This window comes from Pseudomonas sp. Z18(2022) (genome assembly GCF_036346535.1).
Lineage (GTDB): Bacteria > Pseudomonadota > Gammaproteobacteria > Pseudomonadales > Pseudomonadaceae > Aquipseudomonas > Aquipseudomonas yamanorum_A.
In genome coordinates this window covers 33,494-47,901 of record NZ_JAOTOA010000020.1, presented here as the reverse complement: position 1 = coordinate 47,901, position 14,408 = coordinate 33,494, and the positions used below count along the sequence as shown (strand labels likewise).

General features: G+C 59.8%; 14 protein-coding genes. 4 read left to right on the top strand and 10 right to left on the bottom strand.

Annotated elements, in window-relative coordinates; all coding sequences use genetic code 11:
• Positions 1 to 56: 56 nt before the first annotated feature.
• Positions 57 to 863 carry an alpha/beta fold hydrolase gene (locus V3W39_RS27200; RefSeq protein WP_330213726.1) on the bottom strand — a complete coding sequence of 269 codons (807 nt, stop codon included), beginning with the start codon at positions 861 to 863 and terminating at the stop codon, positions 57 to 59.
• A 186-nt stretch (positions 864 to 1,049) separates the two neighbouring features.
• Between V3W39_RS27200 and V3W39_RS27195 the strand changes: the two genes are divergently transcribed.
• The gene (locus V3W39_RS27195; RefSeq protein ID WP_330213725.1) at positions 1,050 to 1,685 is read left to right on the top strand and encodes an HAD-IA family hydrolase; all 636 of its coding nucleotides are present in this window, start codon (positions 1,050 to 1,052) and stop codon (positions 1,683 to 1,685) included.
• A 13-nt stretch (positions 1,686 to 1,698) separates the two neighbouring features.
• Here V3W39_RS27195 and V3W39_RS27190 read toward each other — a convergent pair whose 3' ends face one another.
• The 3 genes from V3W39_RS27190 to V3W39_RS27180 form a co-directional block, all read right to left on the bottom strand.
• Positions 1,699 to 2,013: a DUF2388 domain-containing protein gene (locus V3W39_RS27190; protein WP_330213724.1), complete on the bottom strand. Its 315-nt coding sequence runs from the start codon at positions 2,011 to 2,013 to the stop codon at positions 1,699 to 1,701.
• The gene (locus tag V3W39_RS27185) at positions 2,010 to 2,555 is read right to left on the bottom strand and encodes a hypothetical protein (RefSeq protein WP_330213723.1); all 546 of its coding nucleotides are present in this window, start codon (positions 2,553 to 2,555) and stop codon (positions 2,010 to 2,012) included. Before V3W39_RS27185 ends, V3W39_RS27190 begins: the two co-directional genes overlap by 4 nt.
• Positions 2,556 to 2,634: 79 nt before the next feature.
• Complete coding sequence (locus V3W39_RS27180; RefSeq protein ID WP_330213722.1) at positions 2,635 to 3,519, bottom strand: LysR family transcriptional regulator; 885 nt, start codon at positions 3,517 to 3,519, stop codon at positions 2,635 to 2,637.
• A gap of 112 nt (positions 3,520 to 3,631) precedes the next feature.
• Between V3W39_RS27180 and argC the strand changes: the two genes are divergently transcribed.
• Positions 3,632 to 4,564, top strand: a complete 933-nt coding sequence (gene argC / locus V3W39_RS27175) for an N-acetyl-gamma-glutamyl-phosphate reductase (RefSeq protein WP_330213721.1) — start codon at positions 3,632 to 3,634, stop codon at positions 4,562 to 4,564.
• On the opposite strand, the gene V3W39_RS27170 is transcribed toward argC, so the two are convergent.
• On the bottom strand, positions 4,548 to 5,678 hold the full coding sequence (locus V3W39_RS27170; protein ID WP_330213720.1) for an epoxide hydrolase family protein: 1,131 nt from the start codon (positions 5,676 to 5,678) through the stop codon (positions 4,548 to 4,550). The genes argC and V3W39_RS27170 overlap by 17 nt on opposite strands.
• Before the next feature lie 122 nt (positions 5,679 to 5,800).
• Here V3W39_RS27170 and V3W39_RS27165 point away from each other — a divergent pair, with 122 nt between their 5' ends.
• A complete protein-coding gene (locus V3W39_RS27165; protein WP_177116006.1) occupies positions 5,801 to 6,682 on the top strand; it encodes a LysR family transcriptional regulator in 882 nt (293 codons plus the stop codon).
• 16 nt (positions 6,683 to 6,698) lie between these two features.
• Here V3W39_RS27165 and V3W39_RS27160 read toward each other — a convergent pair whose 3' ends face one another.
• A complete protein-coding gene (locus V3W39_RS27160; RefSeq protein WP_177078704.1) occupies positions 6,699 to 7,067 on the bottom strand; it encodes a hypothetical protein in 369 nt (122 codons plus the stop codon).
• 118 nt (positions 7,068 to 7,185) lie between these two features.
• Between V3W39_RS27160 and V3W39_RS27155 the strand changes: the two genes are divergently transcribed.
• Positions 7,186 to 7,728, top strand: coding sequence for an AAA family ATPase (locus V3W39_RS27155; RefSeq protein WP_330213719.1), 543 nt, complete (start codon positions 7,186 to 7,188; stop codon positions 7,726 to 7,728).
• 121 nt (positions 7,729 to 7,849) lie between these two features.
• On the opposite strand, the gene V3W39_RS27150 is transcribed toward V3W39_RS27155, so the two are convergent.
• The 4 genes from V3W39_RS27150 to V3W39_RS27135 all read right to left on the bottom strand — a co-directional run bounded on the left by V3W39_RS27150 (position 7,850) and on the right by V3W39_RS27135 (position 14,282).
• Positions 7,850 to 8,416, bottom strand: a complete 567-nt coding sequence (locus V3W39_RS27150; RefSeq protein ID WP_330213718.1) for a hypothetical protein — start codon at positions 8,414 to 8,416, stop codon at positions 7,850 to 7,852.
• A gap of 53 nt (positions 8,417 to 8,469) precedes the next feature.
• Entirely contained in the window at positions 8,470 to 9,180 is a 711-nt protein-coding gene (locus tag V3W39_RS27145) for a CPBP family intramembrane glutamic endopeptidase (protein ID WP_330213717.1), read from the bottom strand.
• 80 nt (positions 9,181 to 9,260) lie between these two features.
• Entirely contained in the window at positions 9,261 to 10,271 is a 1,011-nt protein-coding gene (locus V3W39_RS27140; RefSeq protein WP_330213716.1) for an asparaginase, read from the bottom strand.
• A 132-nt stretch (positions 10,272 to 10,403) separates the two neighbouring features.
• Positions 10,404 to 14,282, bottom strand: coding sequence for an autotransporter outer membrane beta-barrel domain-containing protein (locus V3W39_RS27135; protein WP_330213715.1), 3,879 nt, complete (start codon positions 14,280 to 14,282; stop codon positions 10,404 to 10,406).
• Positions 14,283 to 14,408: the final 126 nt, after the last annotated feature.

Here is a 14,408-nt window from a genome sequence, read left to right as displayed (position 1 = left end):
GGTTTCGAGGCGTAAGTCTTGTGCTTTCGGGCCTGGCTGATGGTTGGTGGTTGCGATCAGCCGGCCTGGAAGTCCGCGATCTGTTGCCACATCGCAACGGGATTGGAGTACATCGGGAAGTGCCCGCACCGGGCGATCGGCGCCAGTCGCACGCCATGGGCCTGGATATGCGCCAGGTACGACAGATGGGAATTCTGCTCGCCGTACATGAACATCCGCGGGCATTCCAGGCCGAGGAACTTGCCCATCAGGTCGGCGTTATCCGACAGCTCGACCATCGACTGGAAAATCCCCCGCACCGCACCGGCGCGCACCTTGTGCCGCAGGCTCGCCGAATACAGCGCACTGGCGTAGGCCGGCGCCTGGCGGGTGCGCTCGATGAAGGCGCTGAAAAATGCCTCGGGATCCTCTGCCGGGTAGTCGACAATCTGCCGGCTGAGGAAGCAGTCTTCCGGAGCGATATTGCCTTCGATATCGACAAAGCTCAGCACCCGGCCCGGGAACTGATGGGCCAACATCAGCGCGGTGAGCCCGCCCATGGAGTGGCCCACCAGATGGAAGCGGTCGATGTCGAAATGCTCGAGCACCTGCACGGCGGTCTGCAGCAGGAACGGGATGGAAACCTTCGACAGGTCGCCGCACTGGCTTTCACCGCAACCGGGGGCGTCGTAGGCAACAAACGGGTGACTATCGAATGCTGGCTGCAGGACGATGTCGGCGTAGTCTTCCTTGGTGGAGCCGAAGCCATGCAGGAACACAATCGGTGCCAGGGTGCCGGCGCGGTGGATTGTGGCGATGTTCAACGGTACGCCGTCGACGGTCATGGGGAGCTGGGTATGGATGAACGAATCGAGTGATGACATATAGAATTCCTTGAGAGAAACGACCGCAGAGAACGGATTGGCGGCCAAAAACCGCCAATTTCAAGGATATTCAGGCCGCTGTAAATTCCTGATCCGGGAATGTATTCATAGGCCTATCGTATGGAAGCATGGCATTGCAGCGCGGTACCTGCAGTGCAGACAACCACTACAAGGAAGAACGGCACGATGATTCACGCGATAATGGTAGATGTCGACGGTGTGCTCGTTAACGGACGGCCTGCGGATGGCAGGCCCTGGGCGTCTGATATTGAAACGGATCTTGGCATCAGTAACGTCGATTTGAACCGCGAGTTTTTTGGCCCTTACTGGAACGATATTGTCGTTGGACGCCATGGGCTAGCCGAGCAACTGAAACGGGTACTGGCTCGAATTGCGCCGTCCGTGCCCCACGAAAGCTTGATTGCCTATTGGTTTGAAAGCGACGCCAGGCTAAACCGACCGTTGCTTGAAGCTCTCAGCCAGCTGCGCAAAACGGGTACGAAGGTTTATCTGGCGACTAACCAGGAGCACCTGCGGGCTGCCTATCTGATGGATCGACTTGACCTGGGCCTGCACGTAGACGGCATCTATTATTCGGCAGCGCTGGGTAGCCGCAAGCCGGATCCGGACTTCTTTAAACAGGCTGCCGCTCACTCGGGCTTCGCTCCAGAGCAATTGCTGCTGATAGACGACACCCCTGCGAATGTCGTCGCGGCAAGGCAACTGGGTTGGAATGCGGTGCAATGGATGGAGGGCTGCTGCCTCTCTGCCGAGCTGGCCAAACTCCAGACCGAGGGTGTGCACCTCGCACCGTCCTCATAAGCCTGCTGCGGTCTTACTCAATCACCGCCACCGCCTCGGCAAACTGCGCATCGCTGACGTCATCGTTACCGCCAGCGCTGCGAAAACTCAGCAGCGCCTGTTCGAAATACGCGCCACGAATCTCGCCGTCGGACCCGACAAACGCCAATGCGTCATTCTTGGCCGAAAGAAAGCTGCCCGGGCGCGTCGTCAGTTCCGACGTGAACAAGGTGAAGGTGGAGAACCTCAGGCATGACCAGCCCAGCGGATCGTCGGCAAAGGAGATGCCGTCTTTGGCCTGGGCGGAGGTGGTGATGAGCAAGGCGAAGATGAGCGCGAAGACTCTCAACGATCAGCCGCCAGTTCACAGACAGCCGTGCCCTTTATACCCGAGGCTTGCATGCTGACCTGCCGCACGGAAAAGCCGGGGTGCGTCACCGTTTTCTTTTCAGACCATGGCCCGCCACTGGCGACTTGGTAGCTGATGGAGCCATCGTCGGCCCAAGCCAGGCGCAGTGAGTAGACCCCGTTGTGATCGGGAGTGGTCAGGACCAGGCTATCGGTGACCCGCTGTGCCTTGTTGAACAGCCGCAGTTGGAAAGCCCGCTGGTCGTCGGTACCTAGCGGGTAGCTGGACAGAAACAGGATATTGTCCTGGGTATCGTCCTCGCCCGCTCCGAGAATGACCGAAGACACCCATTCCTCACCGAGATTGTTTTTTTCAGTGGTCACGTTGCAGGTCAACTGCCCGTGATTCCCGACTTTCTGCTTGAGGTAGCTGCCGTAATAACCGTGTGGCACATTGAACTTCAGCGTTTGCACGGGCCCGGTGCTGCAGCCGAACAGCAAGCTCAATAGCGATAGCCCGATCACTCCTTGAAAAACCTTCACGCGCGCTTCCTTCCTTGAAATGGCCAGTTACATCGGGGTGCAAGGCTAACCGTCTTGCCCTGCGCGCACAACCGTCACCCTACCCCGCGCTCAGCCCCCACAACACATCCAGCACGTGCTGCGTCGGCCGCTCGACGTCTCCGGCACGATGCGCGATACCCAACTGGCGCCACAACAACGGTTGCAATGGCCGCATCACAATTCGGCTGTCGGTCAGCGGTGTGGACGCTTCATGAGGCAGCAACGTTGCGCCATAACCGGCGGCCACCAGGCTTTTGATCGCGTCGTTGTAGTTCAGTTGAATGCGCGGTGTGGGCTGGTAGCCGTCATTGGCAAACCACTCCGAGGTCAGGCGCGAAAGTCGGGTGGTGGTGTCATTCAAAATCAAGGGCTGGGCAGCCAGCCAGGCAGGTGTGACCACCTCCGGGCATTCCCGGCGCGCGGGCAAAAAGGCCATGACCGGGTCGCGCCGCCAGGGCTCGATGCGCAACCCTTTGACCGGCGCCTGCGGCAGCGCCACCAGGCCGATTTCCAAAGCACCCTCGGCGAGCTTCTTCAAGGTGTCCTGGGAGGTGAGCACCGCAACCTGCACATCGATGGCGGGATGGTGTTGGCTCAAGGTCTCCAGGGCTTGGGGGAGCAACTGCGCGATGGCCCCGGTGGAAGCTCCCAGGCGCACACGCCCGGCGAGGCCCTGGACCTGACGTTCCACATCCTCCAGTGCCTGTTCCGCATCCGCCAGCAATCGGCGTGCGCGCTCCACCAGGGTTTCGCCAATCACCGAAGGCTGCACGCGCCCACGGGTGCGTGACAGCAACTGCCCGCCCACTCGGGCTTCCAGGTCGGCAATGTGCAAGCTGACGGTGGGCGGCGCGAGATTCAGCATACGGGCCGCCTCGGCAAAGGAACCCAGGTCGGCAATCGCCACCAGGGTGCGCAAACGATCCAGGCTGATTTCCCGCATGGGCGACTCCTCGTTCAGAAAACCTGAATTCCATAGTTTGGAAATTCAACTTTTCCTATCCTAGCCGCTCACCGAAGATGGGGACACCTGATTTCCTTTCCGAGAGCATCCCATGGCAAGTCCTCTTGTATTTATCGACGGCGACCAAGGCACCACCGGCTTGCAGATCCATCAACGCCTGCGCGGCCGCACCGACCTCCAACTGATCACCCTAAGCCCCGAACACCGCAAGGACCCGGCACAGCGTGCCGAGATGATCAACGCCTGTGACATCGCGATTCTGTGTTTGCCCGATGAGGCTGCGCGGGACGCTGTCGCCAGCATCAGGAATCCGGCCGTGCGGGTGATCGACGCCAGTTCGGCGCACCGCACCCATTCCGACTGGACCTATGGGTTTGCCGAGATGAACCCGCAACAGGCTCAACGCATCGCCACGGCGCAGCGGGTCAGCAATCCCGGTTGCTACCCCACCGGCGCGATTGGGTTGTTGCGGCCGTTGCTTGAGGCCGGGCTGCTGCCTCGGGACTACCCGACGACCATCCATGCCGTCTCAGGCTATTCCGGCAAGGGCCGCGCCGGGGTGCAGGAACATGAGGGCGCCGACGCCTCGCAGGCACCGGCCTTCCTGGTCTACGGCCTGGGGCTGGAACACAAGCATGTCCCGGAGATTCAGTTGCAAAGCGGGCTGACGCAACGGCCAGTGTTTGTGCCGGCCTACGGTGCTTTTCGCCAGGGGATCGTACTGACCATCCCACTGCAACTGAGACTACTGGCACCGGGCGTGGATGGGTTGCAGTTGCACGACTGTTTGACCGGGCACTACCGCGACACCTATCACGTACAGGTGCTGTCGATGCAGGCCGCCAACGAGCTGACGTTCCTTGATCCCCAAGCCCTGAACGACACGGATGACTTGCGCTTGATCGTGCGTGAGAACCACGAGACGGGCCAGGTGTTGCTGGCGGCGATATTCGACAACCTCGGCAAGGGCGCCGCCGGTGCCGCCGTGCAAAACCTGGACCTGATGCTCAAGCCGAAACAGTAGCGATGAAGGCCCTCAAGTCCGCCAGCATCAACTGCGGCTGCTCCCAGGCCGCGAAGTGACCGCCGGCAGGCATCTCGCTCCAGTGCACGATGTTGAAGGTCTTTTCCGCAAATGAGCGCGGCGGCGGCACGAACACCGGGTCGCGAAACGCGGCGAATCCGGTCGGCACCTGGATGTGGGTGCCGGGCGGGAATATCGACGAGCCCTCAAGGCGTTTGCCGTGATACATCCACGTCGAAGTGACCATGGCAGACGGTGCGAGATACAGCATGATGTTGGTGAGCAATTGCGCTTCGCTAAACGTATGCCAAAGGTCAGGGCTGCCGTCGGCAGTCTTGGGCAGGTCGGCCCAGGTTCCGATTTTTTCCAGGATCCAGCCGGCGGCGCCTACCGGGCTGTCGGCCAGCGCAACAGCCAGGGTCTGCGGGCGGGTTTCCTGCAGGTGGTTGTAGCCGGTTTCCCAGTCGATCAGCACGTCGCGCCGGGCGACGAACGCCTTTTCTTCGGCCGTGGTTGCGACCGTGCCTTGGGCAATCAGGTCAGCCATGTTCAGGTGAATCCCCAGTAACGCCTCGGGCCGATCGTGGGCCATCCAGCCGGCGATGCCGGAACCCCAGTCGCCGCCTTGGACGATGAAGCGGGTTTGCCCGAACAACCTGGCCATCAGCCCGTGCATCAACTCGGCAGCCCGACGCGGGCCAATCACCCCAGTGATCGGCTTGGAAAACGCAAAGCCCGGGAGCGACGGCACGATCACATCGTGTCCATCCGCGGCCAGCGGTTCAAGCAGCGCTTCAAACTCAAGGTACGAACCTGGCCAGCCGTGGAGCAGCAGGACCGGCGGCTTGGAACCGTCGCCCCGCACACGGACGAAATGCAGGTGCTCGCCCTCGATCTCGGTGATGAAGTTGGGCAACTGGTTAAGGTGTTTTTCCACCTCGCGCCAGTCGTAGGATTCCAGCCAGTAAGTGGCCAGGCGCTTGAGGTCGCTGACGCCAACGCCGGCACTCCACCCGCCCAGGTCGGGAAGTTGGGTCCAGTCGTAGGCGGCGACTTTGTCGCGGATGGCGGTAAGACGTTCTTCGGGGATGTCGATGGTGTAAGGCAAGATCATGGGATTCTCCTCGTGAGTTTCCGTATTACGTTGCTTTACGCAATACTGATCGCGACAAAACCCGATGTGAACCCCATTGCGCCGCTCAAGGCCTTTGCGAAAAACGCATAAGTGAGTTTCCCGTGGATATAACGGACGAACTGGAAATCTTTACCCTCGTGGCCGAGACCCAGAGTTTCTCGGCGGCGGCCCGTCGCTTGAACCTTGCGCCCTCCTCCATTGCACGGGTGCTGGACCGCATGGAAGCAAGGCTTGGTGTGCGCCTGCTGCTGCGCACCACACGCTCGCTGACCGTGACTCCGGAGGGCGCGGCCTACCTGTCGTGCGCCCGACGAATCCTTGCCGACCTGCGGGAAACCGAACAGCAGATCACCGACCAGAACTCACCTCGCGGGCGCCTGCGGGTCAGCAGTTCGCTGCTGTATGGCAGGACGTTCGTGATACCGCTGCTGGCCGAGTTCATCCAACGCTATCCGGACATCCTGGTAGACATCGACCTCACCGACACCGTGGTCGACATCGCCGCCGGCCAGGCCGATGTCGCCGTGCGATTGGGCCCGTTGCCCGACAGCGCCCTGACCTCCCGCCGGCTTGGCGCCACCCACAAGGTCATCATCGCTTCCCCCGGCTACCTCGCGCGGCGCGGCACGCCGCAGGTACCGGAGGACCTGCTGAATCACGACTGCATCGGCTTCAACTTCAAACGCGCTGCGCCCACCTGGCCGTTTCGCAAGGATGGCCACGACTATTCACTGACGATCAAGGGCCATGTGGAAACCAATAACGGCGACACCCAGGGCCAATTGGCGGCCGAGGGCATCGGCATCGCACGGGTCTGCGCCGAGACCGTCGAAGACGCGATCCAGGCAGGCCGGCTGGTGCCGCTGCTGGAGGCTTTCAACCCTGGCGACGGGGAAGAGATTCATGCCGTGTTCCTGGGGGGCACACACACGCCGGCACGGGTCCGTTGCTTTGTCGATTACCTGGTTGAGCGGTTCCAGTGAGCGTTAAACCGTGTGGCTACTCTGCGACGAGCTCAACGTAGCTCGACTCCCCGCCGCCCTCCGCGCCCGACAACCAGCCCCACACGAAGGCCAGCGTGGTACGTCCGGCGTCATCCACGCCTACTGTGCCCCGGGACCAGCCGGCAAGAATCTCACCCTCCGTGGTCAGGCACTGATACAGCAACTCGATGGTATCGGGGCCGGTGGCGCGCCCGACTTGATTGCCCATGCGAATCCGCCCGCCCTGGTAAGTGCCCCAGATGGCGTTGGCGTCGACATGGTAATGAAACACCGTGCCTGCCCCGGACAAGCCATGGGTGTTGCCGGCAACGACAAACCGGCGATTGTTCAAGCGTTCGCTGATTTGGGAAAAGGGGGTTTGCATATAAAGCGCTTCCTTGATCGACAGGGTCCATTCCGGGGCGGTAAACCTACCTCATAACGCTTTAACCGGTCATTTAAAACCTGCACAATTGCTGGCTTTTCCGCGACAGGATGTCCTCATGCAACGCATCGTAATTCTCGGCAATGCCGGCAGCGGAAAATCCACCCTCGCCCGCGCAATTGGCGAACGCCTTGGCCTGCCCGTGGTGCACCTGGACAGCCTGTTCTGGTCCCCCGGCTGGGTCGAACCCGACGCCGAACAGTTCCGCACGCGGGTGCGCGACGCAGTCGCCCCTGATGCCTGGGTGTGCGAAGGCAACTACGCCCGGCGCACCTTCGACCTGCGCCTGCCCCGTGCCGACCTGATCATCTGGCTCGATACGCCACGGCTCACCTGCTTTACCCGGGTGCTAGTGCGCAGTGCACTGAACCGCCCTCGCCCGGACTTACCCGCAGGCTGCACCGAAAAACTCGACCGCGAATTCCTGACCTTTCTGAAGTACGTGTGGACGTTTGATCGCGGCTCCCGCCCGCGCATTGAGGCGGTGCGGCTGGCGGTAGGGCCGCAGGTTCCAGTGGTGCACTTGCGCGATGGTCGGGAGATTGAGGAGTTTCTTGGCAGCTTGCCCATGAGGCCGGAATGCGAGGAACGGGCGCTGTGATTATTGGACGCTATGCGGCATTCGAACTCTCGGAGTTGCCGCCTCCGATGGCGGTTAGTAGACCGGGGAAATCGCACAGGCGGATATCGGCCGACGCGTTTGAACGGGACTTCAATCTGATTCATTTATAAATAAATTCATACCCCAGAATATACGAGCCTATCTTGTTTGAATGAGCCGTCACCCAAACGGCATTCATACCTTTCTTTCTTCGATCGTCGAGCTCTGACTTAGTGGTACAAAGCTCAATCCAGCGCTCAGTGTTCAAATCCTTAAACCGCACACCCGCCTCACAACGGCCAGCCCTTCCAAAGGAGCGCCCCGGAATATTTAGCTCATAAGCTGACTCATAATGAACAATTTCGCCAGGCAACAGGTAAGTACAGACATTATAAATATTCAAAGACAAAATAAGGCCAAGACAAAAGCCACCAACAAAAGAATCTGCAACACGCTTCAAGCCTCTCCCATCAGGACGATAGTAGATCGCCCTTCCGGCAAAAATAAGTCCAATCAAACAGCCGACGATTGTATAGGTCGTCCACTCAGGAGCCCACGGCATTAAAACTGTTCGCGTTCCAATACGAACGGCCCAGAGCATATAAAGAATCCAGGCCCCAAAAACCAAACACACCGCTACCAAAATGGCTCTTTTCTTTGGTTTGTTTTCAAATGAAGGATATTCCATTCCCTGCCTACTCTATTTTTTAGTTCCGGGGGTGAGTCAAAAGCAGCGCAGGCTCACAGCCAGAGAGTAGCCACGAGGCCCCTCGAAAGATTCACAACGCCCGCGAAGATGTGCAATAGCACCGGGACCAGAATGCCGGCGCTGCGCACCCGGGCATACGCCAGGATGACTGAGAGCGTGCCGATCAGCAGGCACTCTGTCCAACCGCTAAACGGCATGTGCATGGCCACGTACAACGTGGTGGTGGCCAGTATCGCCACCCACTGCCAAAGGCGATGGTCCAGGGGGAAGAGGCGAATCAGGAAGTGCCGGTACAGGAGCTCTTCAAAAATCGGAATAATCAGGAGCCCCATTGAGAGAAGGAGCACCTTTTGAGCGGTGGGAAGACTGCCACGGAAGGCCATTGTGTAGGCCTCAGACCCGTATCCCAGCCCGATATCGAGACTGGTACAGACCAGGTAAACCCCCAGTATCCATGGCAAACACAGCTTGAATGTCCTGCTCAGGTCGCGCCCAATAACCGCGCGAAATCCGCCTGAGTGCCTGCGCTCGATCACCGCCAACATCAGCAGCACCATTGCAGAGAAACCGCCGTCGATTAGCTGCGTGAGCCTGGTCAAGTTTCCTGTGCCGACAACCAGCACCAGCGCAAGTTGAATCGCGAGGTACAAACCTATCGCCAGGCAGGCCATCAAGATACGACGCCGCCAGGAGTAAGTGTCCATGCAAGCCGCAGACGGCCCTGAAAGCGCTTCGTACTTCACGCCAAACTTCCTTTACCCGATTGGTATGCCGGGCATATTAACGAACGAGCGTCACGAGGACCGATCTATTTATCTGAGCGTCACAGGCGAGCCAGCTTCAACGTCGTCTGCAGTTGGCCTACGCACTCACCCGCCATGCTCCGCACAGGCGGATCAACCCAGGGCGTTAGAAGCTCATGGCCGTCGATCAAACCCAGCTGTAGCAATACGCTCACGGCCGTCGTGTAGAGGGGCCCCAGGCCTCCGTCGGCAACTTTAATTGCGACGCCCAAACCGCGGCTACGAACCCCGATGGTATAGACACCATCCGCGCCAACCTTGGCAATGCAATCCCCCTTGGATGCCTGAGCGATGGCGTGATCACAGCGACCGGTGCCTGATACCATTTCCGGGTGCGAAGCCATCGCGGACGCGATCGATGACAACGCACTATCGTGATCGTTGTCGATGCCGGAGTCTCCAGTAGCAAGGCGCGCCCAGAGCATGGCAAGGCGTGATAATGGCATGCCGTAATTCGGCGCACTGCAACCGTCTATTCCAGACCACAGCTGGTTTAACGGCAGGTTCGCAAGTCGCGCAATTCCATTACGGATATCCACCTGCAGCGGGTGATCCGAATCAAGATAATTTTGATTGTGGCAGTGTAAAGAACAGAACCCCAGGAACCCTGCGTGCTTGCCTGAACAGTTGTTATACCGCTGATCGAACGTGCTCCCGCGCGGCGGAAGATTGTGCTCACCGTATTGAATAGGTAAATGGCACCCACAACGCAGGTCAGCTTCTGATTTGCGGATTTTTTCAAGCAGCCGCGTGACAGCTGCCACATGAAAGTCCTCGCCAGAGTGACTGCCGCAGGTAACAGCCAGCTCCGCCGCCGAGAACCCAAAGTGACGATGCCCACCATCCCTGACCAATGGCACGGCCTGAAAAGGCTTCAGTGTCGAACGTGAAAACACGTAGGCGTCAGGGTCTCCGACATGCACAACTGACGCGCCCGCCGCGTCAACCACTGCGACGGATCCCCAGTGAATCCGTTCGATGTGGGTATTGCGTGTCACGACGACAATCGGGGTATGAGCAGGTATCAGCATTGCAGGATCCAAACGCGGGTGTGAAGGTTGAATCAGTAGAGCAGCATTGTGAAACTCTGCAAGAGCGTGAATTCAACTCAACGTTGTCTCTTGTCGGCCAAAAGCGGACATCGGTCCTGTTAAGCGTCGTCTCTAAAAGTTGATCTTGAACCCAAGCATCGCGTCATACCCATGGCTGTCGCCGTCGAAACCCTGGCGATAACCTGCCGAGACGGTGAATGTAGTGCGCCGGTTGGCTTGATAGTCCACTCCCACGTTGACCTCGCCCCAGGTGCCCTGGATGTCCGATTCGAACGGAAGGTAACCGGTCTCGGATGAGAACTCGGTCTTCGGCTGTCCCTTGAACTCATGCCATATGCTTGGCCTGATCCAGCCGTTGGTGCGCCGCTCGCTTTTGTCGACGCCTTCGGTGTCCCAGTCCTTGGCGATGCGCACGCCGAGTCTGCCAATCAGTGAATCAACATTCTTGAAGCGGATTTTGGCGCCGATGTCATCGCTGCTGTTCAGATCAACGTAGCTGTAGATCGCCTGCAATTGCGGCTCGACGTACCAGTCCTTGTCGACCTCGAACGGATAGCCGTTTTCCAGCGAGGCGGTATAACCCCAGCCGCGGGTTTTCAGCTTTGCCAGGTTGTTTGGCTTGGCTTCGATATCGAAGCGATTGACTTGCAACACCCCATCCAGGTACCAACCCGAGGGACCGAAATGGGTCCAGTAAGCGCCTAACCCGTAGGCTCGCAACGTGTCCCCACCGGCGGCGGCACCTGTGTAATGGCTGACCCCCGCACTGATGGTGCCCGCCGATAACGAGATACCGGCCTGCTCATGGCTGCCGTCGGTTCTGGTCTTGCGATAAAGGTCGGTACCGACTTGAAAGGCGGTCAAATCGTAGTTGTATTCGGGGGTATTCCCCAGGGCGTTTTTGCGATCACCGTCCTGTTTGCCGCTGCGATAAATCACTCTGCCCCAGCCCATGGTTGGAGCCAGGGTGGACTGGTCCTCCCTGGGTAAAGGATCGCTGGCATTGAGGCGTTCTTCACCGACCCGCTCGTGCAGGGTGTCGACCATCGTCCTGCCATATACCAACGCCAATGCCGGAACCGCGCCGTACAACGATACCTCCGGACGATAGTTAGGGGCAGGATCGGGATCAGGGCCTGGCGGATCGACCGGCGTCAGTGCATCCGAGCGCAGATACCAGGTGTCCTTGGAACTGCCATCTTCGGCGCCTTGTTGCAGGCGATATTCATACGGCCCGGCAACCACCCGGTGCGCCAGGCGAAAGGCGTTCGGATCGCTCGCACCGTCAGCCTTGTTGAGCAGTTCAACCACTGCAATGCCATTGCCCTCAGTCAACTCCCCCTGCCCTCCAACGTTGGTCACCGCGACCCCGGTGGCGCCGCCGCTCCCCGTAGTGGTCGAGTCCACCACCAGCATGTCGGAGCGGCTGTTTGCGCCCCCTGCGTTCAATGTGGTGTTGAGCAACAGGCTGCCGCCATTGGAAACGAAAACCCCGCCTCCATTGGTGCCGGCGGTGGTGGCGCCGCTGATCAGCAGCACATTGCCCACGGTTTGACTGCCGGCCGGTAGATCGAGAGTGCCGCTATTGGTGAAGCGATTTACTCCGAGCAACTGGCCTTGGACGGCACCTCCCGGCGCAGGCGTGTTGGCCGCTTGCCCGAGCGGCAGATAAGCACCGCTGGTACTGAAGTTGCCGATACCCGATGCTGGCTGCGCCGCCAAACGCAGGGCACCGCTGTTATCGACGCTGTTGGCACCCGAAGCCCCCAGGTTGCTGGTGGCCACGCCCCAGGTATCCCGTACGCCGCTGCCCGTCGTGTCAGTAAAGTTACGCAGCGTCCAAGTGCCACTGTTGGTCACGGTGCTGGCGGCACTGAGCGCATTGACCGAGCCTGTCATCTGCCCCTGATTGTCGAGGGCAAAACTCGTCCCAGGCGTGGTTGCATCAGCACGTACCGCCGAATCGCTGAGTGCCCCGATTTGCCCCGTATTGACCAAGGTCTGTGATGCGCCACCGAGGGTGACGCCGCTACTGTCTGCCCGCCCACCCTGGATCGTTGCCGTGTTGCTGACATTGACCGTGCCGCCGTCCGTCAGTGCTTCAATCGCCGACGAACCGGTGCCCCTGGTGGTAATGGCGCCCGTATTGGACACCGAGAGATTGGCCGCCCCCGAGGCTTGGGCGAGAATGCCCTGGCTGTCGCTGGCACCGAGCGTCTGGATCGAACCATTGTTGACTATCGTCTGCGCACCGCTGACAGACAGTGTGCGGATGCCGCGCTGCTGGTTACCGCGTGCGAGCAGTTCGCCGCTGTTACTGACATTGATCGTTCCCAGCCCGGAGCCAGAATTGAATGCGTTGCCCGCCAGAATCGCTGCACCCTGGCCATTGACGTCAATCAACGGCCCGGTGAATGCGGCACTGACATTGCCCCCCATAGTCAACGCCTGGATGCCAAAGGAACCAATGCCACTGCCATCGCCAGTGCCCGCATCGGAGTGGGTGATGATCGTACCTGCGGCAGTGACGTCCACCGTGCCGGTTGTGGACTGGGTCGAGGCATAGATGCCGTTCGCGTTGCTGTGCAGGGTTTCGATACGGTTACCGGAATAGTCGACCCGGACATTGCCGCCGGTTGAATCCACCCGAATGCCGCCAGCGCCAAAACCGCTGGCGAAGATGTCGCCGGAGTAATCAATGAGCACGTTGTTGTTCTCGGCACTGACGATGATGCCGTAGGCGCGCGTGGTGTTGATTGCGCCAAATACGTTGATATTGCCGTTGCCGGTGACCGTCGCGTCACCCGTACCGCGCTTGATGATGTAGATCGCTCGCGAGCCGGCGGTATTGGTCGTGCTGCCGACGTTCAATGTGGCATTGTTCTCGATGCTGATCGAACCGGTGGCGCCGACGTTATCGTTGGCATAGATACCGTGCCCACCTCCTCCGGTAGTAGTGATCGCGCCATCGTTGACGATGTCGATGCTGCCAACGGTCGAGAACGAGCGAATGCCAAAGCCGCTGAGACCATTGGTGGTGAGCGTCCCGCTGTTACTCAGCCGGGTGTTGCCGGCGCCACCTTCGGTGAAGAGACCAAAAGCATTCATCCCAATGGCCTGGATGGTCGCGGCGTTCACCACGGTGGTGTTGCCATTGACCGCGCGGGTGTGGACACCGGCGTGGTTGCCGATGCCAGCGGTGGGCAACGTATCGTCAACAATCGGAGGGCCGGCAGATAGCGCATCGTCGTTGTTGACCAGGATACTGACCCCGGCGCCCACCCTGACATCGGTATCACCGCTACCCGTGGCCTTGGTCCAGATGCCGTTCCCGCCCAGCAGCGTTATCTGACCGTTGCCATCGTGGGCGACGGTGATTCCACCGCCGCCACTGGCATTTACATCGATCCCGTCGTGTTCGTTGCCGACCACAGTATTGAGGATATTCAGTGTTGTGCCTGAGCTGACCGAGAAGGTCGACAGCCCGCTGCCGGCTTTGCTGATTGCCAGCGCATCCAGCCCGCTACCGCCAAGGTTGACGGTGTTTGTGCCGCCATTGACGGTCAGTGTTGCAATGCCGGCACTGCCGGTCACATTGGAGAACACGGCGTTGGCGGCCGTCGGCGGGGAGCTGTTTATCGTGGTGCCGTCCAGCGTCAACGTTGAGTTGGCGTTGTTTGCTCGGCTCAGTAGCGAAGACCCGGCGGTGGTGGTGACGCTCGTTCCTGCCTGGGTACTAAGCGAGGCATCGACGCCGGCTGCCGGTGTACAGGTTTGCGATACGTTGTAGGCGCCCGCTGTCAGCGGTCCGCAGGCGGCCTGTACGTCTGCCAGCGCCAGGGCATTTGCCATGGCGACCAGCAAGGCACGGCGAAGAAGATGCGGGGCAATGCCTGGGTGAGAGTGATAGCAAGCTCCTTGCATGACCATGACAACCTCCTTGTCGAACATCCACCGCGGGAGGATCACTGCCCGCACCGAATCACTCAATCATCGTCCTTAACAGGTATTGACTTTAGTGCAGATGTCGGATTAAGCGAGCTTCGGCTTTTGGCCGACTGCTGCCCTTCTTGACAGGCAGCAATCGGCCAAAAGCGGTCATTCAATCTTATTTGA

What these genes read in the sequence shown, in the direction of transcription:
- V3W39_RS27150 (WP_330213718.1), bottom strand. Translation starts at nt 8,416, where the DNA reads ATGGAATATCCTTCATTTGAAAACAAACCAAAGAAAAGAGCCATTTTG.
- V3W39_RS27140 (WP_330213716.1), bottom strand. Translation starts at nt 10,271, where the DNA reads ATGCTGATACCTGCTCATACCCCGATTGTCGTCGTGACACGCAATACC.
- V3W39_RS27170 (WP_330213720.1), bottom strand. Translation starts at nt 5,678, where the DNA reads ATGATCTTGCCTTACACCATCGACATCCCCGAAGAACGTCTTACCGCC.
- argC (WP_330213721.1), top strand. Translation starts at nt 3,632, where the DNA reads ATGGCAAGTCCTCTTGTATTTATCGACGGCGACCAAGGCACCACCGGC.
- V3W39_RS27195 (WP_330213725.1), top strand. Translation starts at nt 1,050, where the DNA reads ATGATTCACGCGATAATGGTAGATGTCGACGGTGTGCTCGTTAACGGA.
- V3W39_RS27180 (WP_330213722.1), bottom strand. Translation starts at nt 3,519, where the DNA reads ATGCGGGAAATCAGCCTGGATCGTTTGCGCACCCTGGTGGCGATTGCC.
- V3W39_RS27160 (WP_177078704.1), bottom strand. Translation starts at nt 7,067, where the DNA reads ATGCAAACCCCCTTTTCCCAAATCAGCGAACGCTTGAACAATCGCCGG.
- V3W39_RS27155 (WP_330213719.1), top strand. Translation starts at nt 7,186, where the DNA reads ATGCAACGCATCGTAATTCTCGGCAATGCCGGCAGCGGAAAATCCACC.
- V3W39_RS27200 (WP_330213726.1), bottom strand. Translation starts at nt 863, where the DNA reads ATGTCATCACTCGATTCGTTCATCCATACCCAGCTCCCCATGACCGTC.